Origin of the sequence: Acidovorax sp. Root219, assembly GCF_001428665.1 — a bacterium.
GTDB lineage: Bacteria > Pseudomonadota > Gammaproteobacteria > Burkholderiales > Burkholderiaceae_C > Acidovorax.
Genome location: NZ_LMIJ01000023.1, coordinates 304,082 through 323,033 on the forward strand (window position 1 = coordinate 304,082; position 18,952 = coordinate 323,033).

The window sequence follows — 18,952 nt, forward strand, 5'->3', positions numbered from 1 at the left end:
CACAACCCCCAGAGGGAAACCATGAGCGATATCGAAGCACGCGTCAAAAAAATCATTGCCGAACAACTCGGTGTGGAAGAGTCCCAAGTCACCAATGAAAAGGCCTTCGTGGCAGACCTCGGTGCCGACTCGCTCGACACCGTGGAACTGGTGATGGCCTTGGAAGACGAGTTCGGCATCGAGATCCCTGACGAAGACGCCGAGAAGATCACGACGGTGCAAAACGCCATCGATTACGCCAACACCCATCAGAAGGCCTGAGCCGGCGCACTGCGCCTGACTTGAGCGATCAGCAGAAGGTTTTTACGCATGAGCCGTCGTCGCGTTGTCGTGACCGGCCTGGGTTGCGTCAGCCCCGTGGGAAACACGGTGGCCGATGCCTGGGCCAATGTCCTCGCTGGAAATTCCGGCATTGACCTCATCACCAAGTTCGATGCGTCGAACTTTTCCTGCAAGATCGCAGGGGAGGTCAAGGGGCTTGACCTGGAGTCGTACATCAGCGCCAAGGACGCGCGCGCGATGGACGCCTTCATCCATTTCGGCATTGTCGCGGCAGCGCAGGCCATACAGGATGCCGGGCTGCCCACCGGAGAGGCGCTGGACGACGAGTTCGCCACGCGCATCGCCTGCGTGATCGGATCCGGAATCGGCGGCCTGCCGCTGATCGAGGACACCCATGCCGAGCTGACCAACCGCGGACCACGGCGTATCACGCCGTTCTTCGTGCCGGCATCCATCATCAACATGGTGGCGGGCCATGTGTCCATGCGTTTTGGCTTCAAGGGCCCGAACCTGGCGGTGGTGACCGCCTGCACGACGGGCCTGCACTGCATTGGCGAAGGCGGGCGCATGATCGAGTACGGCGATGCCGATGTGGTGGTCGCTGGCGGTACGGAATCGACGGTGTCCCCGTTGGGCATTGGTGGCTTTGCCGCGATGCGTGCGCTGTCCACCCGCAACGATGACCCCAAGACGGCGTCGCGCCCCTGGGACAAGGACCGTGACGGCTTCGTGCTGGGTGAGGGTGCGGGGGTGCTGGTGCTCGAAGAGTACGAGCACGCCAAGGCCCGTGGCGCCAAGATCTATGCCGAGCTCAGCGGCTTTGGCATGAGTGCCGATGCCGGGCACATGACCGCGCCGAACATGGACGGCCCGCGTCGCGCCATGATCAGCGCCATGCGCAATGCCGGCATCAATCCCGGCGATGTGGGTTACCTGAACGCGCACGGAACCTCCACACCCCTGGGCGACCTCAACGAGACCAATGCCATCAAGGCGGCCCTCGGCGAAGCCGCATACAAGACGGTGATCAGTTCCACCAAGTCGATGACGGGCCACCTGCTCGGCGGGGCGGGCGGGATCGAAAGCGTGTTCACCGTGCTGGCACTGCACCACCAGAAGGTGCCGCCGACCATCAACCTGTTCAACCAGGATCCCGAGTGCGATCTCGATTACTGCGCCAACACGGCCCGTGATGTGAAGATGGACTATGCGCTCAAGAACAACTTCGGCTTCGGTGGGACCAACGGTTCCCTGGTATTCAAGCGGGTTTGACGGCTTGATGCCAGTGCCCTTGCGGGTACTGGCATGCTGTTTGCGGCAAACTGCAGGACGATGATGCACCTGCATTCCCCCTCCTTTCCATGAATTCCATGGCGCGCCAGGCCCCTGCCGTGCGCTTGCCCGTGCGGCGCAGCCGCGCCGTGGGCGCTGTGCTGGCCGCCGTGGCGCTGGCCGGTGCTGCGGTGCTTTGGGCCTGGTGGCTGCTGGGGGCCGGGCAGGGGCTGATCCCTGCACTGGCCGGTTCGAGCGCCTGGCTGGCCGCCGTGGCAGGTGCCTGGCACTGGTGGCTGGGCCAGTTTTGCGGAGAGTTGCATTGGGATGGCCAGCAGTGGTGGCTGGATGCGTTGCTTCCAGGAACCTCGCCGGTGATGCTGCAAGGTGCTCCAGAGGTGCAGTGGGACCTGCAAGGCCACTTGTGGGTATGCGTCCAGGAGGCGCAAGGCCGCCAGCGCTTCTGGCTATGGCTGGAGAGCCGCCAGCAGCCCGAGCGGTGGACCGATCTGCGCCGTGCGGTATATTCGCGCGCCGGAACGGGCACTGTGAGTGCCGGAGAGTTCGCGCCGATCCACAGCCGAGAGGCGTGAACCCAGAGATTCGATGACAGCCCAAACGCCGCCTCCCACACCCGACAACAGCGATCTTCTCCTGGTGGAGCGCGCGGTGGCGGGCGATCAGCGGGCGTTCGAGCTGCTGGTCATCAAGTACCAGCGCCGTATCGAGCGCCTGATCGGCCGCATGGTGCGCGACACCGACATCATCCCGGACATCGCGCAGGAAACCTTCATCCGCGCCTACCGGGCCTTGCACCAGTTCCGGGGCGACGCCCAGTTCTATACCTGGCTGTACCGGATTGCCGTCAATACCGCCAAGAAGGCGCTGATGGACATGAAGCGCAACCCGGTGATTTCAGAAAATGCCTTGAGGGGCTCTGACGATGAAGATGAAACTTCTCGTGTCGGGCATGAACTAACCAGCGACGAGACCCCTGAAACGGTGCTGGCTGCCCAGGAAATCGCCCAGGCGGTAAATGCTGCCATGGAGGCGCTGCCCGAGGATTTGCGCCAGGCAGTGACGCTGCGCGAGATCGAGGGGCTCAGTTACGAAGAGATCGCTGCTGCCATGGGCTGCCCCATTGGCACGGTGCGGTCGCGTATTTTCCGCGCGCGGGAGGCGATTTCGGCCCGCGTGCGCCCGATGCTGGAAAACCAGACGGGCAAAAGGTGGTGATGGTGCGGTGTACGGCAAGGGTAAAGCAGTGTCTGGTGACGGATATGCAGGTGAGACCATGAACAATGATGTGATGACGACGAAGCGCGAACAGATTTCGGCGTTGGCCGATGGCCAGTTGCATGGCGATGCGTTTGCGGATGCCATCGCCTGCACAGGCGATGACGAAGGGCTGGCCACATGGCAGCTCTACCACCTGGTGGGTGATGTGCTGCGCTCGAACGAGCTGGCGCGTGCCGACAGTGGCAATGTGCTGCTCTCGCGCCTGCGCGAACAGATGGCCCAGGAGGCGCCGGTGCGGCGCCCGGCCGCGTTGGTACCCGAACCGGCCCTGGGTGTGGTGGCGCAAGCCCGGTTGCCTGCGGCCAATGCCTCGGTGTTCCGCTGGAAGATGGTGGCGGGGGTGGCCTCGCTGGCTGCCGTGGCGGCCATCGGGTGGTCTTCCGTCGGCATGCTGCAGGGCGGCAGCGGGGTTTCGGGGGCCCAGATGGCTTCTGTGGGAGCGCCTGTGATCCAGACTGCTCCGGCACCGCAGGGTGTCACGCAGTCGGGCTCCATGATCGCCGTGGCCGAGAACGAAGGCCAGCAGGTGATGATCCGCGATCCGCGCCTGGACGAGCTCCTGGCGGCCCACAAGCAGTTTGGCAGCACGTCCGCGCTGCAGATGCCTGCGGGCTTCCTGCGCAATGCCACCTTTGCCACGCCCAGCCGCTGAATTTGCCTGACCTGACGCGCCACAATGGGATGGATCTCTGACTTTGCCCTGGCGCATGCCGCCGCACGGGTGTGGCGGCGTGCTGCGATCGCTGGCCTGGCCTTGTGGCTGTGCGCTGGCTTGTGGCCTGCTCCAGCGCATGCGCAGTCTGCGCAGAGTTCGGTAGCGTCCGCGTTGCCGCCCCTGTCTCCGGTGAGTCCCGTGCGCGACATCGGCCAGTGGATAGAGCGCATGCACCAGGCGCCCCGCAATCGCCCCTATGTCGGTACCTTCGTGGTGCTGTCCTCCTCGGGCGCGATGTTCAGCTCGCGCATCTGGAATGCCTGTGACGGCAAGCAGCAACTGGAGCGGGTGGATGGCCTGAGCGGCACGCCGCGCAAGGTGTTCCGGCGCGACGGTGAAGTGCGCACCTTCTTGCCAGAGGAGCGCACGGTGCGCACCGAGCGCGGTGACGCGCGCGGGCTGTTCCCGCAGTTGCCGTCGGTGCAGGGCACGTCCCTGGCCAGGCACTATGAGGCCCAGGTGCTGGGCCAGGAGCGCGTGGCCGGCCTGGATGCGGACGTGGTCTGGTTCAAGCCGCTGGATCCCCTGCGTTTCGGCTACCGCATCTGGAGCGAAAAGGAGTCGGGCCTGGTGGTCAAGTTGCAGACCCTGGCGACCGATGGCCGGGTGCTGGAGCAGGCGGCCTTTTCCGAACTCGACCTCAATGCCACCGTGCCTCTGGACAAGCTTTCGCGCATGATGGACGACGTATCGGGCTACAAGGTGATTGCCCCTGCGGCGGTGAAGACCACGGCGCTGGAAGAGGGTTGGCGCATGCGCCAGCCGGTGGCCGGCTTTGTGCCGCAAAGCTGCCACAAGAGGCTGGCGGCTGCGGGGCCCGCAGAGGCGTTGCCGGTGCTGCAGTGCCTGTACTCCGATGGCCTGGCGACTGTGTCGTTGTTCATCGAGCCCTTCGATGTGAAACGGCATGGCGCACAAGGCCAGTTGGGCAGTGTGGGCGCCACGCAGATGCTGGGCCAGCGCATGGCCTCCGATGCCTGGGTGACGGCCGTCGGTGAGGTGCCCATGCAGACGCTGCGCCTTTTCGTCGGTGCATTGGAGCGCGCGCGCTGACCTGGCGCGGCGAACAGCCCTGGTACTGCGTGGTTTTCGGGAACCAAATGCAGGCCCGCCTCTTCACAGGCTGTGACACTCTTTTTCGCGTTCCCCACAATTTGAAAGGTCGATGATGCCCAAGTTTGATTGGAGTATGCTGCGCGCCCTCGCCGTTTCGGGCGTGGTGGCGACGGTGGCCAGCGTGGCGGTGCTGCCCCAGGGCGCGGCCATGGCGCAGTCTGCCGTGGTCCGGGGCTTGCCGGACTTCACTGACCTGGTGGACCAGGTTGGTCCGTCGGTGGTGAACATCCGAACGCGCGAGAAGGCGTCCGAGCGTTCGGGCGCCAACGGCATGGACGAGGAGATGGCGGAGTTCTTCCGCCGCTTCGGCGTGCCGATTCCCAACGTGCCGCGCCAGCAGCGCCCTCAGCGTCCGCAGCAGGATGAGGAGGCGCAACCGCGCGGCGTGGGCTCGGGCTTCATCCTCACGGCCGATGGCTTCGTGATGACCAATGCGCACGTGGTCGAGGGGGCCGATGAGGTCATCGTTACGCTCACCGACAAGCGCGAGTTCAAGGCGCGCATCGTGGGTGTCGACAAGCGCACCGACGTGGCCGTGGTCAAGATCGAGGCCACCGGGTTGCCGGCTGTGAAGGTGGGCGACGTGAGTCGCCTCAAGGTGGGTGAGTGGGTCATGGCCATCGGCTCGCCCTTCGGCCTGGAAAACAGCGTGACCGCCGGCATCGTGAGCGCCAAGCAGCGCGACACGGGCGACTACCTGCCCTTCATCCAGACCGACGTGGCCATCAACCCCGGCAATTCCGGTGGCCCGCTGATCAACATGCGCGGCGAGGTGGTGGGGATCAACAGCCAGATCTACTCGCGTTCGGGTGGTTTCATGGGCATCTCGTTTGCGATCCCGATGGACGAAGCGATCCGCGTCAGCGAGCAGTTGCGGTCGTCGGGCCGCGTGACCCGGGGCCGCATTGGCGTGCAGATCGGCGCGGTGAGCAAGGACGTGGCCGACGCGATTGGTCTGGGCAAGTCGCAGGGTGCAATGGTGACGGGGGTGGAGTCGGGCTCGCCGGCCGACAAGGCCGGGGTCGAGGCAGGGGACATCATCACCCGCTTCGACGGCAAGCCCATCGAGAAGGTGGCCGACCTGCCGCGCCTGGTGGGCAACACCAAGCCCGGTACCAAGAGTGCCATCACGGTGTTCCGCCGCGGCAGCGCGCGCGACCTGACCATCACCATCGCCGAAATCGAACCCGACAAGCCGGTCGCCAAGGCCGTGGAGCGCGAGGAGAAGCCCAAGGCGTCGGCGGCAGCCCAGCAACTGGGTCTTTCCGTGCTTGAACTCACCGATGCACAGAAGAAGGAACTCAAGCTCAAGGGCGGCGTGGCCGTGGCATCGGCCACCGATGCCGCTGCGCGGGCGGGCCTGCGTGAAGGCGATGTGATTCTGTCTGTGGCCAATACGGAGATCGCGGGCCTCAAGGACTTCGAGTCGGTCGTGTCCAAGGCGGACAAGAGCAAGCCCTTGAGTCTGCTCTATCGCCGCGGCGAGTGGGCCCAATATGCGGTGATCCGCCCTCTGCGCTGAAGGAGGAGGTGGCCGAATTCCAGATGGGCAAAGGGGTAGTCCCATGGGCTATTCCCTCGGTATTTGATGGGTTTTCCCAAAAAAATCCCTGGAAGCGGGCCCCTGCTGCGGCCCTGAAAAAAACTTAGAGGTTAGCTTTCGCTAACTTCCGGAACGGGGCATCAACCAGTTTCGATAGAATGCAGGGGTCTGTTCAACCGTTATGTGCATATTGAACGGTTCCTGCTCCACCATGCGGGATGCACCGTGTTCATGCACAGCTGATCCACAGCTCACCCACAAGTTGTTCATCATCGCGCGGACTGAATCTGTGAATAAACTGTGTATAAAATCCCTGTTGCAGTCAGGCAACGACCCTTTTCGTGCCAGTGCCGGGCTGCTTCCGACCCGCTTTTTGCCTACAATGAAGATCCAACTATCGCAGTTGCCAATGATTGTTGGTTCAGGGCGCGTCGCCACTCGACGCGCCCTTTTTTCTTGTGCGCGCCGTTTTAATTCAATTACTTGACGCTTCCCGTTGATGAACCACATCAGAAATTTTTCCATCATTGCGCACATCGACCATGGCAAGTCGACGTTGGCTGACCGCTTGATCCAGCGATGTGGCGGCCTTGCAGACCGCGATATGGAGGCCCAGGTTCTGGACTCGATGGACATCGAAAAAGAGCGTGGGATAACCATCAAGGCGCAGACCGCTGCGCTGCAGTACAAGGCCCAGGATGGGCAGGTCTACAACCTCAATCTGATCGACACGCCAGGTCATGTCGACTTCTCTTACGAGGTGAGCCGTTCGCTGTCCGCATGCGAAGGCGCGCTGCTCGTTGTCGATGCCTCGCAGGGCGTGGAAGCACAGACCGTGGCCAACTGCTACACCGCGCTGGACCTCGGTGTGGAAGTTGTGCCGGTGCTCAACAAGATGGACCTGCCCAATGCCGATCCAGAGAATGCGAAGGCCGAGATCGAGGACGTGATCGGCATTGATGCAGAGCATGCAATTCCCTGCTCGGCCAAGACCGGCATGGGCATCGACGAGATCCTCGAAGCCATCGTGGCCAAGGTGCCCGCACCGCGTGGCAATGCCGACGGTCCGCTGCGCGCGATGATCGTCGACAGCTGGTTCGACAGTTACGTGGGCGTGGTGATGCTGGTGCGCGTGGTCGATGGCCGCCTGCTCAAGGGCGAGCGCATCAAGATGATGGCCAGCGAAGCGGTGTACAACGCGGACAACCTGGGCGTGTTCACCCCCGCCAACGAGCCGCGCAACTCGCTCGACGCGGGCCAGGTGGGTTACATCATCGCCGGCATCAAGGAACTGCAGGCCGCCAAGGTGGGTGACACCATCACGCTCGAAAAGAAGCTGCCCAACAATGCGGGGCCAGCCACCGAAGCGCTGCCGGGCTTCAAGGAAATCCAGCCCCAGGTGTTTGCAGGCCTGTACCCGACGGAAGCCAGCGAGTACGACTCGCTGCGCGACGCGCTCGAGAAACTCAAGCTCAACGACGCTTCGCTGCACTACGAACCCGAGGTCAGCCAGGCGCTGGGTTTCGGTTTTCGCTGCGGCTTCCTGGGCCTGTTGCACATGGAGATCGTGCAGGAGCGCCTGGAGCGCGAATTCGACCAGGACCTGATCACCACCGCGCCCAGCGTGGTCTACCAGGTGGTCCGCGCCGATGGCGAGACCGTCATGGTCGAGAACCCGTCCAAGATGCCCGACCAGGGCCGCATGGAAGAGGTGCGCGAGCCCATCGTCACGGTGCACCTGTACATGCCCCAGGACTACGTGGGCCCGGTGATGACGCTGGCCAACCAGAAGCGCGGTGTGCAGATCAACATGGCCTACCATGGCCGCCAGGTCATGCTGACCTATGAGATGCCGCTGGGTGAGATCGTCCTGGACTTCTTCGACAAGCTCAAGTCCGTCTCGCGCGGCTACGCGTCGATGGACTACGAGTTCAAGGAATACCGCGCATCCGACGTGGTCAAGGTGGACATCCTGCTCAACGGCGAGAAGGTCGATGCGCTGTCCATCATCGTGCACCGTTCGCAGTCGCAGTACCGCGGCCGGGCCGTGGTGGGCAAGATGCGCGAGATCATCAGCCGCCAGATGTACGACGTGGCCATCCAGGCCGCCATCGGCGCCAACATCATCGCGCGCGAGACCATCAAGGCCCTGCGCAAGAACGTGCTGGCCAAGTGCTATGGCGGGGATATTTCCCGCAAGCGCAAGCTGCTCGAAAAGCAGAAGGCGGGCAAGAAGCGGATGAAGCAGATCGGTTCGGTCGAGGTGCCCCAGGAGGCCTTCCTCGCCATTTTGCAGGTGGAAGATTGATGCAGTTCATGCAAATTCTCACGGCCGCCATCCTGGCCGCCTTTCTTGGCTACGTGGGGTCCTGGTACTTTGGCCTCATTGAGGGCAATTTTGCGCTGCTGTTGTTCCTGGCCACAGTGGTTACGGGGGCCTTCTGGCTGGCCGAGCGGCTGTACTTCCTGCCGCAGCGCCGCCGTGCAGCCCAGGCGATCGAAGACGCTGCCGTGCAGCGCCGGGCCGAACTGGACCGCATGGGCATCCAGAAGGTGGATCTGGATGTGCAGGAAGCCCAGGGGCGCCTGCTCATGCAGCCCTGGTGGCTGGACTGGACGGCCGGGCTGTTCCCGGTGATCGCAGCGGTGTTCGTGCTGCGCTCCTTTCTATTCGAACCGTTCAAGATTCCCTCCGGCTCGATGATCCCGACCTTGCTGGTAGGCGACCTGATCTTGGTGAACAAGTTCACCTATGGCGTGCGCCTGCCGGTGATCAACACCAAGATCATCGAGGGCAACAAGCCTGCGCGCGGCGATGTCATGGTGTTCCGCTACCCGCCGCAGCCCAGTCTGGACTACATCAAGCGCGTGATCGGCGTGCCGGGCGACGAAGTGGCGTACCTGAACAAGCGCCTCACGATCAACGGGCAGGTGGTGCCCACCACGGCCGTCCCGGATTTTCTGGACGAAGTGAAGTATTACCCGCAACTCGAAGAGCAGATCGATGGCAAGGCACACCGGTTGCTGAACTATCCGGATGCTCCCGCCTTCATCCAGGGTGCGACCAGTTTTGCGTATCGTGACAACTGCCGCTACAGTGTTGAAGGCGTGGTGTGCAAAGTGCCGGAAGGCCACTATTTCATGATGGGGGACAACCGCGACAATTCGCTGGATTCTCGCTATTGGGGCTTTGTGCCCGACGCCAACATTGTGGGCAAGGCCTTTTTCGTCTGGATGAATTTCAGCAACCCCAGGCGCATCGGGTCTTTCCAATGATCCATGGCCTGTTTTAATCAGTAAGCACGGAGAGGGGAGAGTATGTATTCCAACCGTTTTGCCAGCCGTTCGCGCCAGCGTGGTCTGTCGTTCATTGGCGTGATTTTCATTGGGTTGATCTGCGTGGCCGCGTTTGCCATCGGCGGGCAGTCTGTACCTATTTTCCTGGAGTACCAGGCGATCAATAAGGCTGCCACCAAGGCCGCGAGGGAAGAGACCACTGTTGCGGGGATCCGCGGTGCCTTTGATCGTGCAGGTGCTATCGACGACATCAGTTCCGTCAAGGGCAAGGACCTGGAGGTTACGAAGCGTGGCGATAAAAATGTGGTGAGCTTCAAGTATTCACGCGAGATCCCCCTCGCTGGTCCGGCTTATCTTGTCTACCGCTTCGAGGGACAGACCAAGTAGTGTCCCCCAGTCTTCTTGCGCTGCAGGACCGCTTGCAGCATCCCTTTTCCGATCCCTCGCTGCTGCAGCGCGCCATCACGCACCGCAGCTTTTCGGCCGACCACAATGAGCGGCTGGAGTTCCTGGGGGACTCCGTCCTGAACCTCGCGGTGGCGAGCCTGCTGTACCAGCGCCTGGGGTCCCTGCCTGAGGGCGATCTTTCGCGTGTGCGGGCCAACCTAGTCAAGCAGGACACCCTGCACCAGTTGGCCCTGCGCCTGCGTGTGTCTGAGGTGTTGCGCCTCGGTGAGGGTGAATCCAAATCCGGTGGCCACCAGCGCCCTTCGATCCTTGCCGATGCGCTGGAGGCGCTGATCGGCGCGGTCTACCTCGACGCCGGTTACATCCAGGCCGAAGCCCTGGTGCACCGCCTGTTCCAGGCCATGGAGATCAACCCGCAGATGCAGGCGGCCTCCAAAGACCCGAAGACCGCGTTGCAGGAGTGGCTCCAGGGCCGCAAAATGAAGCTTCCGCAGTATGCCGTCGTGGCCACCGTGGGGGCGGCGCACCGCCAGACCTTCGATGTCGAGTGCGATATTCCCGAACTGGGCCTGATAGAGCGTGGCATCGGCGGCTCCCGCCGTGCCGGTGAGCAGGCTGCGGCAGCGGCCATGCTGGCCACACTGAAAGCAAAGAATCTATGAACGACGACAACGCCACCAACGACACGGCGGGCGATGCCGGTACCCCTTCCGATCCCCAGACCCCGAGGGATCTGGACGCCATGCTGGCCGCCGCTGCCGGTGGGGCGCCAGCGGCCGTGCGGGGCCAGCGCTGCGGCGTGATCGCCATCGTCGGCAAGCCCAATGTGGGCAAGTCCACCCTGCTCAACGCCCTGGTGGGCCAGAAGATCAGCATCACCTCGCGCAAGGCGCAGACCACGCGCCACCGCATCACGGGCATCCGCACGCGCGAGCAGACCCAGTTCGTCTTTGTCGACACCCCGGGTTTTCAGACCCGGCATGCCACGGCCCTGAACAAGTCGCTCAACAAGACCGTGATGGGCGCCATCGGCGACGTGGACCTGATCCTCTTCGTCGTGGAGGCGGGCAACTTCACGCTGGCCGACGCCAAGGTGCTGTCGCTGTTCAAGCCCGGCATTCCCACCTTGCTGATTGCCAACAAGCTCGACATGGTCAACCGCCGTGCCGAGCTGGCCCCCTGGCTCAAGAGCATGCAGGAGCGCCACCCGTTCGCCGAATTCGTGCCCATGTCGGCCAAGAACAAGGGCGATATCGAGCGTCTCTTCGGTATCTGCGCCAAATACCTGCCCGAGCAGGCGTGGTGGTATGGCGAGGACGAACTCACCGACCGCAGCGAGAAATTCCTGGCCGGCGAAACCGTGCGCGAAAAGCTGTTCCGCTTCACGGGTGACGAGTTGCCTTACACCTCCACTGTGGTCATCGACAAGTTCGAGGAAGAGGCGAGCAAGCAGCACAAGCGCCTCGTGAAGATCGCCGCCACCATCGTGGTCGAGCGCGACAACCACAAGATGATGGTCATCGGCGACAAGGGCGAGCGCTTGAAGCGCATCGGCACCGAAGCCCGCCAGGAGCTCGAAAAGCTCATGGATGCCAAGGTGTTCCTGGAGCTATGGGTCAAGGTGCGCTCGGGCTGGGCCGATGACGAGGCACGTGTGCGCTCCTTCGGTTACGAGTGAGGATGGCCGCCGCGCTGCTCTGTGCAGAGGCGCTTCAACGCCTGCGGCCTGGCTGAAAGCCGCCCATGGCCGTTGCCAAGCGCATTTCCGATGAACCGGCCTTCGTACTGCACAGCTACGACTGGAGCGAGTCGAGCCTGATCCTGGAGGTGTTCTGTCGCCGCCAGGGCCGTGTCGCCCTGGTCGCCAAAGGCGCCAAGAAGCCCACCTCCAACTTCCGCCCCGTGCTGCTGCCGCTGCAGCCGCTCTTGCTCACCTACACCCTGTCGGGCGATGGCTCGGCCGACATCCACACGCTCAAGGGGGCCGAGTGGGTTGGCGGGCATGTCATGCCGACGGGTGATGCCCTGCTGTCGGGCATGTACCTCAATGAGCTGCTGCTGCGCCTGCTGGCGCGGGCTGATGCACACACTGCGCTGTTCGATGACTATGCCGGCGTGGTGCGCGTGCTCGCCAGCGAGCATGGCGATGCACTCGAGCCCGTGCTGCGCAGTTTCGAGCTGCTGCTGCTGCGCGAGATCGGGCTCTTGCCCAGCCTGGATGCGCAGACCATGACCCTGGAGCCCTTGCACCCCGGCACGCGCTACACGCTGGTGGCCGAAGGGGGGTTGCGTGCGGCCTCATCTGGCGATCGCGTCGCGCTGCCCGGCAGCCAGTGGCAGGCCCTGCAGGCGGCACTGGACAGCAATGCATCCAGCTACACCGCCACCTTGCGCGCCTGCGCTCCGGTGGCCGCCGAGCTCAAGCCCCAGTTGCGGGCGCTCTTGCAATACCATTGCGGCAGTCCCACGCTGCGCACCCGCCAGCTCATGATGGATCTGCAGTCTCTCTGACCTCTATACACCGCATGCCACACCCCACGCCGCACCGTACCGCCCTGTCGGTCAACGTCAACAAGGTCGCCCTGGTGCGCAACACGCGCCACCTGGGAATTCCCAGTGTCACGCGTGCGGCCCAGCTGTGCCTTGAAGCCGGCGCGCGGGGCATCACCGTGCATCCCCGTCCGGACGAACGCCACATCCGCAGCCATGACGTGTTCGAGCTGGCTGAGCTGATGAAGGCCTGGCCCGACCGGGAGTACAACATCGAGGGCAACCCCTCGCAGAACCTGATGGACTTTATCCGCCAGGTGCGCCCGCACCAGGCCACCTTCGTGCCCGACAGCGAAGACCAGTTCACCAGCGACCATGGCTGGAGCTTCCCGCAGGATGCCGAGCGCCTGGCGCCCTTGATCGCCGAGTGCAAGGCCCTGGGCGTTCGCGTGAGCCTGTTCATGGACCCGGTGCCCGAAGCCATGGCCGCCGCCAAGGCCGTGGGGGCTGATCGCGTCGAGCTTTACACCGAGCCTTATGCCGCCGCCTGGGGAACCTCCGGGCAGGCCTTGCAGTTGGAGCGCTACCGCACTGCCGCCCAGGCCGCGCTCGATGCCGGGCTGGGCGTCAATGCCGGCCATGACCTGAACCGCGACAACCTCACCGCTTTCGTGCGCGAGGTGCCCGGCGTGCTGGAGGTGTCCATTGGCCACGCGCTGATCGCCGATGCATTGGAACTGGGCTACGCCGCCACCGTGCAGGCCTACAACGCCTGCATCGCCCCAGCAGGCTGAGTGCCGTGCCATGATCTACGGCATCGGAACCGACATCTGCGACGTGCGCCGTATCCAGGCCAGCCTGGAGCGCCATGGCGACCGCTTCGCCGAAAAGGTGCTGTCCCAGGGTGAACTCGCCACCTGGCGTGCGCGCACGGCCCGCTGGCCGGACCGGGGCCTGCGCTACCTGGCCACGCGCTTTTCCGCCAAGGAAGCCTTCAGCAAGGCCATCGGCCTCGGCATGCGCATGCCCATGACCTGGCGCCACTGCGAAGTGGCCAAGCTGCCTTCGGGCCAACCGGTGATCGTGCTGCACGGTGCGCTCAAGGAATGGTTCGAAGAGCGTGGCCTGCAGGCCCACCTGAGCGTCACGGACGAGACGGACTACGCCGCCAGCTTCTGCGTGGTCGAAAAAGCCCCCTGATTTCCGCCGGCATGCAGCTCTCAGCGTGGCCGCCCAGTTTCCATCCCTTCTGATTTCACAAGCCCATGACCGAACACGCACCCGTCATCCTCGATGTGGCCGGCACCGCGCTCAGCGCCGACGACCGCCGCCGCCTGGCCCACCCGCTCACTGGCGGCGTGATCCTGTTCGCCCGCAACTGGGAAAACCGGGCCCAGTTGCTGGGCCTGACCAGCGCCATCAAGGCGGTGCGCGATGATCTGCTGGTCTGCGTGGACCATGAAGGCGGGCGCGTGCAGCGCTTTCGCACCGACGGCTTCACCCACCTGCCGCCCATGCGCGCCCTGGGCGCGATGTGGATGGACGATGGCAAGGGCGCCAAGGCGGTGCCCGGCAGCGGCGCCCTGCGCGCGACCAATGCCGCGACGGCCGCCGGCTATGTGCTGGGCACCGAGCTGCGCGCCTGCGGCGTGGATTTCTCGTTCACCCCGGTGCTCGACCTCGACTGGCAGGACGAAGACGCAGGCTCGCGCAGTGGCGTGATCGGCGACCGCTCCTTCCACCGCGATCCGCGCGTCGTGGCCCTGCTCGCCAAGAGCCTCATGCACGGACTGCTGCAGGCCGGCATGGCCAATTGCGGCAAGCACTTTCCCGGCCATGGCTTCGCCCGGGCCGATTCGCACACCGAGGTACCGGTGGACACGCGCAGCCTCAAGGCCATCCTGGCCGACGACGCGGCGCCATACCCCTGGCTCAGCAGCACGCTCACCAGCGTGATGCCGGCCCACGTGATCTACCCCAAGGTGGACAGCCGCCCCGCCGGGTTCTCCCAACGCTGGCTGCAGGACATCCTGCGCCGCGAGATGCGCTTTGATGGCGCCATCTTCAGCGACGACCTGAGCATGGAAGGGGCGCGCCGCCTCGATGGCCAACTGGTCAGCTACACCGATGGTGCCCTGGCCGCGCTGGAGGCCGGATGCGATCTGGTGCTGCTGTGCAACCAGAGCGTGGGCGATGGCAAGGCCGTGGACGAACTGCTGGGCGGCCTGGCGGATGCGCAGGCCCGGGGCCGCTGGCAGCCCAATGTGGACAGCGAGTCGCGCCGCATCGCCCTGCTGCCCGAGACCCTTCCCCAGGCCTGGGACGACCTCATGTACCAGCCGGCCTACCTTCAGGCGCTGGACCTGCTGCCCTGATCCGCGTTCGAGGCCTGCTGCCGCAGGCTCAGGGTGCTGGATACGCCGATGGAGAGCTCTGCGCGGGCAGTGCTGGAGCGGGTTCCGCCACAGGTGCCGCCAGGGGCGGGGGCGGCCCTCTCCAGCGCCGTATCACGCGCTGGAAGATCAGGGCGTTGGGTATCTGCAGCCAGGTGCCATCCGGGCCCGCATGGAGGTGGTCTTCGAGCGTGGTGTACAGCAGGTTGATGTCCACCACCCGGCCTTTGGCGCCGGGCTTCTCTGCCGTGTCCAGCACCTCGATGTAGTCGCCCACGCGGAACGGCCGCACCGTGAAGATCAGCAGCGCGCAGAACAGGTTGGACAACACGCTCCACGCCGCGAAAAAAGCCACGGCGCCCACGGTGGCAAAGCCCGTCAGGGCCGTCCACAGCACCGTGGCCGAAACCCCCATGCGTTCAAGCACCAGCAGGGAGGCGCTGGCCACGATGGTCCAGCGTATCAATCCCTTGATGGGTACCAGCAGCTCGTCGGGCAACTGGTAGTGGGCGGCGGCACGCGCCACCAGGCGCCGCAGCAGGCGCTGCAGCATCCAGGCCACAAAAACGACCAGCAGGATCTGCAGGCCGGGCACGATCACATCGAGCCAGTCCTGCACCCAGTCCGGGAGCCGCGCCTTCAAAACATGCAGACCGTTGGTGGCCATGAGAAAAGGGCGCGCTCGGGCGCGCAGAAAACGGAAAAGATCGCCATCAGCTGCGCAATTGCTCCACGGTGTCCATCTGCATCTCGAAACTGAAAAAGCGGTTGCGGCCCTGGGCCTTGGCCGCATACAGTGCCTGGTCGGCGCGCATGATCATGCTCTCGGCATTGGTGCTGTCGTCGGGCACGCAAGTGGTGATGCCACCCGACAGCGTGAGTGCATCGCCCAGGGGGGAGTCGGGGTGGGCAATGCCGCGCACCTTGAGCAACTGGCCCAGGGCCCTTGCAAAGGTCATGGCACCCGATCGCGGGGTGTTGGGCAGGATCAGTGCGAACTCTTCGCCGCCATAGCGCGAAGCCACGTCGCGCGGCCGCACGCACACCTCGCGCAGCAACCGGCCCACCTCTTTCAGGCAGGCGTCTCCCTGCACGTGGCCGCTGGCATCGTTGAACAGCTTGAAATGGTCCAGGTCGCAGAGCATCAGCGTGAGCGGCGTGCCGTCACGCCGGGCCGACAGGATCTCGCTGTGCAGCATGCGGTCAAAGCCCCGGCGGTTCACCAGGCCGGTCAGCGAGTCCACCTCCACCATCTCGTTGAGGCGCTGGTTGGCCAGGTGCAGCTCGGCCGATACCGACACCAGCCGCCGGCGCATGTCCAGAAGGCGCTGCATGGCGCGCAGCTTGGCCATCAGCACGATGGGCTTGACGGGCTTGACCAGGTAGTCGTCGCCCCCCACCTCAATGCCGCGCCATACGTCGAGCTCATTGTCCAGGCCCGACAGGAAGATGATCGGCGTCCAGTCGCCCGCCTCGCTCTCGCGCATCTGCTGGGCCACCCAGTAGCCATCCTTGCCGGGCAGCCGGATGTCCAGCAGCACCAGGTCCGGCCGATGTGTCTTGAACAGGTGCAGTGCCGCTGCGCCTTCGGGGGCCTCGAAGATCTCCGACACCCCTGCGCGCCGCAGCTCGGCCACCAGCGCAGCCCTCACCGAATTCTGGTCCTCCACCACCAGTACCGAAAAACTGTTGCGGGAGGACGCAGAAGTGTGCGCTGCAGGGTAGGGCGCGCTGCTGGGGGTGAAGGGCACGGTAGCTCTCCTTGAAGCGAAGGGCGTTGCGCAGCAGCCGCTCAGGACTCCCGCCGCAATGCGGGGAACAGTATCACGTCGCGGATGCTCGGGCTATCGGTCAACAGCATCATCAGGCGGTCGATGCCGATGCCGCAGCCGCCCGTGGGAGGCATGCCGTATTCCAGCGCGCGCACGAAGTCGTGGTCGTAGAACATGGCCTCGTCGTCACCGCTGTCCTTGGCGGCCACCTGGGCATGGAAACGCGCGGCCTGGTCCTCGGCGTCGTTGAGCTCGCTGAAGCCGTTGCCGAACTCGCGCCCCGTGATGTACAGCTCGAAGCGCTCGGTCACCTCGGGACGGGTGTCGTTGGCACGCGCCAGCGGCGAGATTTCCGTCGGATGCTCCATGATGAAGGTGGGCAGCCACAGCTTGTCTTCCACCGTCTCTTCGAAGTAGAGCACCTGCAGGCTGGCCAGCGAACGCGTGGACAGCTTGTTCTTTTCTTCGTTCAGGCCCAGCTTCTTCAGTGCACTGATCAGCCACGTGGCGTCGTCCACATGGGCGCCTGCCTCGGTGTACTGGAAGATGGCTTCGCGGATCGTCAGGCGCGCAAACGGCTGCGACAGGTCCACCGCGCGGCCCTGGTAGGTCAGCTGCAGCGAGCCCGTGGCCTTGAGCGCCACTTCGCGGATCAGCGTCTCGGTGAAGTCCATGAGATCCAGGTAGTTCCAGTACGCCGCGTAGAACTCCATCATGGTGAACTCGGGGTTGTGGCGCACCGAGATGCCTTCGTTGCGGTAGCTGCGGTTGATCTCGAACACGCGCTCGAAACCGCCCACGATCAGGCGCTTGAGGTACAGCTCGGGCGCAATGCGCAGGTACATCTCCTGCTCCAGCGCGTTGTGGTGCGTCACGAAGGGCTTGGCATTGGCGCCGCCCGGGATCGGGTGCAGCATGGGCGTCTCGACCTCCAGGAAACCGTGGTCCACCATGAACTCGCGCAGGCCGCTCACGGCCTTGCTGCGCGCGATGAAGCGCCTGCGTGCCTGTTCGTCGGTGATCAGGTCCACGTAGCGCTGGCGGTACTTCTGCTCCTGGTCGGCCATGCCGTGGAACTTGTCGGGCAGAGGGCGCAGGCTCTTGGTCAGAAGGCGCAGGCGGGTGACCTTGATCGACAGCTCGCCGGTCTTGGTCTTGAACGTCGTGCCCTCGGCGCCCACGATGTCGCCCAGATCCCAGTGCTTGAAGGCCGCATAGGCCTCCTCGCCCAGCGCATCGCGCGTCACGTACAGCTGGATCTGGCCGCCGGTGTCGCCCAGGGACCCGTCCTGCACCGTGGCAAAGCTGGCCTTGCCCATCACGCGCTTGAGCATCATGCGGCCGGCCACGCTCACCGTGGCGGGGTTGGCTTCCAGGGCCTCGGCATCGAGCGGGCCATAGGTCAGGTGCAACTCGGCCGCCTTGTTCGCTGGCTTGAAATTGTTGGGGAAGGCCACGGCGCCGCCCTGGGCCTGGGTTTCGCGCAGCGCGCGGAGCTTTTCGCGGCGCTCGGCCATGAGCTTGTTGTCGTCCGGGGGCACTGGTGGGGTGTTCTGTTCAGACATAGGTGCTGTCAATGCGGTGCGAGCGTGGTGCGTCGAAAATAAGGGGCTGTCAGGGAGTCTGCGGCAGCCAACCCTTGATTTTATCGGCTTGGCGGGCACAACCCGGTTTTTTACCCGTGCAGTGCCGGTTTTTAGGCACCGTGGGCGGCCCTGCGCGGTCGCTGCGGTGGTTCAGCGCAGCGTATCCTGACCCGGCGACGCATCCGGGCGCAGCACGGCGTGCACCGTCTGCGCCAGGATCCGCAGGTCCTGCCACACGCTGTGGTTGCGCGCATAGCGCGCGGCATAGTCCAGCTTCACGGGCAGGATCTCTTGCACGTAGGTGCGCTCGGGGTCGGCGCTCTGCGCCAGCAGCGCGCTTTCGTTGCGAAATGCGATGGAGGCCAGGTCGGTGATGCCCGGGCGCACGCTCAGCACGATGGCTCTGAGCTCTGCCGGGTACATCGCCACATAGCACGGCACCTCGGGCCGTGGGCCCACCAGGCTCATGTCGCCCTTGAGCACGTTGAACAGCTGCGGCAGTTCGTCGAGCTTGCTGTGGCGCAGCCACTGGCCCGCGCGGGTGATGCGCGCGTCCTCCCCCACCGTGATGGCCGGGCCCGCCCGGTCGGCCCCGGTGTGCATGGAGCGGAACTTGTAGATGTGAAAGCTGCGCCCGTGCCGGCCCACCCGCTCCTGGCGGAACAACGCCCCGCCTGCCGAATCCCAGCGCACCCATAGCGCGATGGCCAGCAGCACCGGGCTGAGCGCCAGCAGGGCGCCGCCCGAGACCACGATGTCCATCAGGCGCTTGAGCATCC

At 64.6% G+C, this 18,952-nt stretch carries 20 protein-coding genes; 16 read left to right on the forward strand and 4 right to left on the reverse strand.

Annotated features, from left to right (window positions below; genetic code table 11):
* Window positions 1-21 precede the first annotated feature (21 nt).
* The 16 genes from acpP to nagZ all read left to right on the forward strand — a co-directional run bounded on the left by acpP (window position 22) and on the right by nagZ (window position 14,797).
* Entirely contained in the window at window positions 22-261 is a 240-nt protein-coding gene (gene acpP / locus ASE28_RS21775) for an acyl carrier protein (protein ID WP_003058049.1), read from the forward strand.
* A gap of 48 nt (window positions 262-309) precedes the next feature.
* Complete coding sequence (gene fabF / locus ASE28_RS21780) at window positions 310-1,554, forward strand: beta-ketoacyl-ACP synthase II (RefSeq protein WP_057202100.1); 1,245 nt, start codon at window positions 310-312, stop codon at window positions 1,552-1,554.
* A gap of 89 nt (window positions 1,555-1,643) precedes the next feature.
* On the forward strand, window positions 1,644-2,147 hold the full coding sequence (locus ASE28_RS21785; RefSeq protein ID WP_157412462.1) for a hypothetical protein: 504 nt from the start codon (window positions 1,644-1,646) through the stop codon (window positions 2,145-2,147).
* A 13-nt stretch (window positions 2,148-2,160) separates the two neighbouring features.
* Window positions 2,161-2,790 (forward strand): RNA polymerase sigma factor RpoE, encoded by a 630-nt coding sequence (gene rpoE, locus ASE28_RS21790; RefSeq protein ID WP_057202102.1) that lies wholly within the window; start codon window positions 2,161-2,163, stop codon window positions 2,788-2,790.
* A 58-nt stretch (window positions 2,791-2,848) separates the two neighbouring features.
* Window positions 2,849-3,505, forward strand: coding sequence for a sigma-E factor negative regulatory protein (locus tag ASE28_RS21795; RefSeq protein WP_057202103.1), 657 nt, complete (start codon window positions 2,849-2,851; stop codon window positions 3,503-3,505).
* A 24-nt stretch (window positions 3,506-3,529) separates the two neighbouring features.
* Window positions 3,530-4,621, forward strand: coding sequence for a MucB/RseB C-terminal domain-containing protein (locus ASE28_RS21800; RefSeq protein ID WP_057202104.1), 1,092 nt, complete (start codon window positions 3,530-3,532; stop codon window positions 4,619-4,621).
* Window positions 4,622-4,736: 115 nt separating this feature from the next.
* Window positions 4,737-6,206 carry a Do family serine endopeptidase gene (locus tag ASE28_RS21805; protein ID WP_057202559.1) on the forward strand — a complete coding sequence of 490 codons (1,470 nt, stop codon included), beginning with the start codon at window positions 4,737-4,739 and terminating at the stop codon, window positions 6,204-6,206.
* 520 nt (window positions 6,207-6,726) lie between these two features.
* Entirely contained in the window at window positions 6,727-8,535 is a 1,809-nt protein-coding gene (lepA, locus tag ASE28_RS21810) for a translation elongation factor 4 (RefSeq protein WP_057268442.1), read from the forward strand.
* Window positions 8,535-9,503, forward strand: a complete 969-nt coding sequence (gene lepB, locus ASE28_RS21815) for a signal peptidase I (RefSeq protein ID WP_057268443.1) — start codon at window positions 8,535-8,537, stop codon at window positions 9,501-9,503. The genes lepA and lepB overlap by 1 nt, the downstream gene beginning before the upstream one ends.
* A 42-nt stretch (window positions 9,504-9,545) precedes the next feature.
* Window positions 9,546-9,911: a DUF4845 domain-containing protein gene (locus ASE28_RS21820; protein ID WP_057268444.1), complete on the forward strand. Its 366-nt coding sequence runs from the start codon at window positions 9,546-9,548 to the stop codon at window positions 9,909-9,911.
* Window positions 9,911-10,594, forward strand: coding sequence for a ribonuclease III (gene rnc / locus ASE28_RS21825; protein WP_057268445.1), 684 nt, complete (start codon window positions 9,911-9,913; stop codon window positions 10,592-10,594). The genes ASE28_RS21820 and rnc overlap by 1 nt, the downstream gene beginning before the upstream one ends.
* A complete protein-coding gene (gene era, locus ASE28_RS21830; RefSeq protein ID WP_057268446.1) occupies window positions 10,591-11,610 on the forward strand; it encodes a GTPase Era in 1,020 nt (339 codons plus the stop codon). The genes rnc and era overlap by 4 nt, the downstream gene beginning before the upstream one ends.
* 65 nt (window positions 11,611-11,675) lie before the next feature.
* Window positions 11,676-12,443, forward strand: a complete 768-nt coding sequence (gene recO / locus ASE28_RS21835) for a DNA repair protein RecO (protein ID WP_057268447.1) — start codon at window positions 11,676-11,678, stop codon at window positions 12,441-12,443.
* Between the two features lie 14 nt (window positions 12,444-12,457).
* Window positions 12,458-13,216, forward strand: a complete 759-nt coding sequence (locus tag ASE28_RS21840; RefSeq protein ID WP_057268448.1) for a pyridoxine 5'-phosphate synthase — start codon at window positions 12,458-12,460, stop codon at window positions 13,214-13,216.
* A 10-nt stretch (window positions 13,217-13,226) separates the two neighbouring features.
* Entirely contained in the window at window positions 13,227-13,622 is a 396-nt protein-coding gene (gene acpS, locus ASE28_RS21845) for a holo-ACP synthase (RefSeq protein WP_057202112.1), read from the forward strand.
* A gap of 65 nt (window positions 13,623-13,687) precedes the next feature.
* Window positions 13,688-14,797 carry a beta-N-acetylhexosaminidase gene (gene nagZ / locus ASE28_RS21850; RefSeq protein ID WP_057268449.1) on the forward strand — a complete coding sequence of 370 codons (1,110 nt, stop codon included), beginning with the start codon at window positions 13,688-13,690 and terminating at the stop codon, window positions 14,795-14,797.
* A gap of 28 nt (window positions 14,798-14,825) precedes the next feature.
* Here the strand turns inward: nagZ and ASE28_RS21855 are convergent, their stop codons facing one another.
* The 4 genes from ASE28_RS21855 to ASE28_RS21870 form a co-directional block, all read right to left on the reverse strand.
* Window positions 14,826-15,482 (reverse strand): mechanosensitive ion channel family protein, encoded by a 657-nt coding sequence (locus tag ASE28_RS21855; protein ID WP_057268450.1) that lies wholly within the window; start codon window positions 15,480-15,482, stop codon window positions 14,826-14,828.
* A gap of 46 nt (window positions 15,483-15,528) precedes the next feature.
* Window positions 15,529-16,566: a diguanylate cyclase domain-containing protein gene (locus ASE28_RS21860; RefSeq protein ID WP_057268451.1), complete on the reverse strand. Its 1,038-nt coding sequence runs from the start codon at window positions 16,564-16,566 to the stop codon at window positions 15,529-15,531.
* A gap of 41 nt (window positions 16,567-16,607) precedes the next feature.
* Entirely contained in the window at window positions 16,608-18,152 is a 1,545-nt protein-coding gene (lysS, locus tag ASE28_RS21865; protein ID WP_057268452.1) for a lysine--tRNA ligase, read from the reverse strand.
* Window positions 18,153-18,323: 171 nt separating this feature from the next.
* Window positions 18,324-18,950: a sugar transferase gene (locus ASE28_RS21870; RefSeq protein ID WP_057268453.1), complete on the reverse strand. Its 627-nt coding sequence runs from the start codon at window positions 18,948-18,950 to the stop codon at window positions 18,324-18,326.
* Window positions 18,951-18,952 lie beyond the last annotated feature (2 nt).

Coding starts and splice junctions, on each gene's coding strand:
- acpP (WP_003058049.1), top strand. CDS start 22: ATGAGCGATATCGAAGCACGCGTCAAAAAAATCATTGCCGAACAACTC.
- fabF (WP_057202100.1), top strand. CDS start 310: ATGAGCCGTCGTCGCGTTGTCGTGACCGGCCTGGGTTGCGTCAGCCCC.
- ASE28_RS21785 (WP_157412462.1), top strand. CDS start 1,644: ATGAATTCCATGGCGCGCCAGGCCCCTGCCGTGCGCTTGCCCGTGCGG.
- rpoE (WP_057202102.1), top strand. CDS start 2,161: ATGACAGCCCAAACGCCGCCTCCCACACCCGACAACAGCGATCTTCTC.
- ASE28_RS21795 (WP_057202103.1), top strand. CDS start 2,849: ATGAACAATGATGTGATGACGACGAAGCGCGAACAGATTTCGGCGTTG.
- ASE28_RS21800 (WP_057202104.1), top strand. CDS start 3,530: ATGGGATGGATCTCTGACTTTGCCCTGGCGCATGCCGCCGCACGGGTG.
- ASE28_RS21805 (WP_057202559.1), top strand. CDS start 4,737: ATGCCCAAGTTTGATTGGAGTATGCTGCGCGCCCTCGCCGTTTCGGGC.
- lepA (WP_057268442.1), top strand. CDS start 6,727: ATGAACCACATCAGAAATTTTTCCATCATTGCGCACATCGACCATGGC.
- lepB (WP_057268443.1), top strand. CDS start 8,535: ATGCAGTTCATGCAAATTCTCACGGCCGCCATCCTGGCCGCCTTTCTT.
- ASE28_RS21820 (WP_057268444.1), top strand. CDS start 9,546: ATGTATTCCAACCGTTTTGCCAGCCGTTCGCGCCAGCGTGGTCTGTCG.
- era (WP_057268446.1), top strand. CDS start 10,591: ATGAACGACGACAACGCCACCAACGACACGGCGGGCGATGCCGGTACC.
- recO (WP_057268447.1), top strand. CDS start 11,676: ATGGCCGTTGCCAAGCGCATTTCCGATGAACCGGCCTTCGTACTGCAC.
- ASE28_RS21840 (WP_057268448.1), top strand. CDS start 12,458: ATGCCACACCCCACGCCGCACCGTACCGCCCTGTCGGTCAACGTCAAC.
- acpS (WP_057202112.1), top strand. CDS start 13,227: ATGATCTACGGCATCGGAACCGACATCTGCGACGTGCGCCGTATCCAG.
- nagZ (WP_057268449.1), top strand. CDS start 13,688: ATGACCGAACACGCACCCGTCATCCTCGATGTGGCCGGCACCGCGCTC.
- ASE28_RS21855 (WP_057268450.1), bottom strand. CDS start 15,482: ATGGCCACCAACGGTCTGCATGTTTTGAAGGCGCGGCTCCCGGACTGG.
- lysS (WP_057268452.1), bottom strand. CDS start 18,152: ATGTCTGAACAGAACACCCCACCAGTGCCCCCGGACGACAACAAGCTC.
- ASE28_RS21870 (WP_057268453.1), bottom strand. CDS start 18,950: ATGCTCAAGCGCCTGATGGACATCGTGGTCTCGGGCGGCGCCCTGCTG.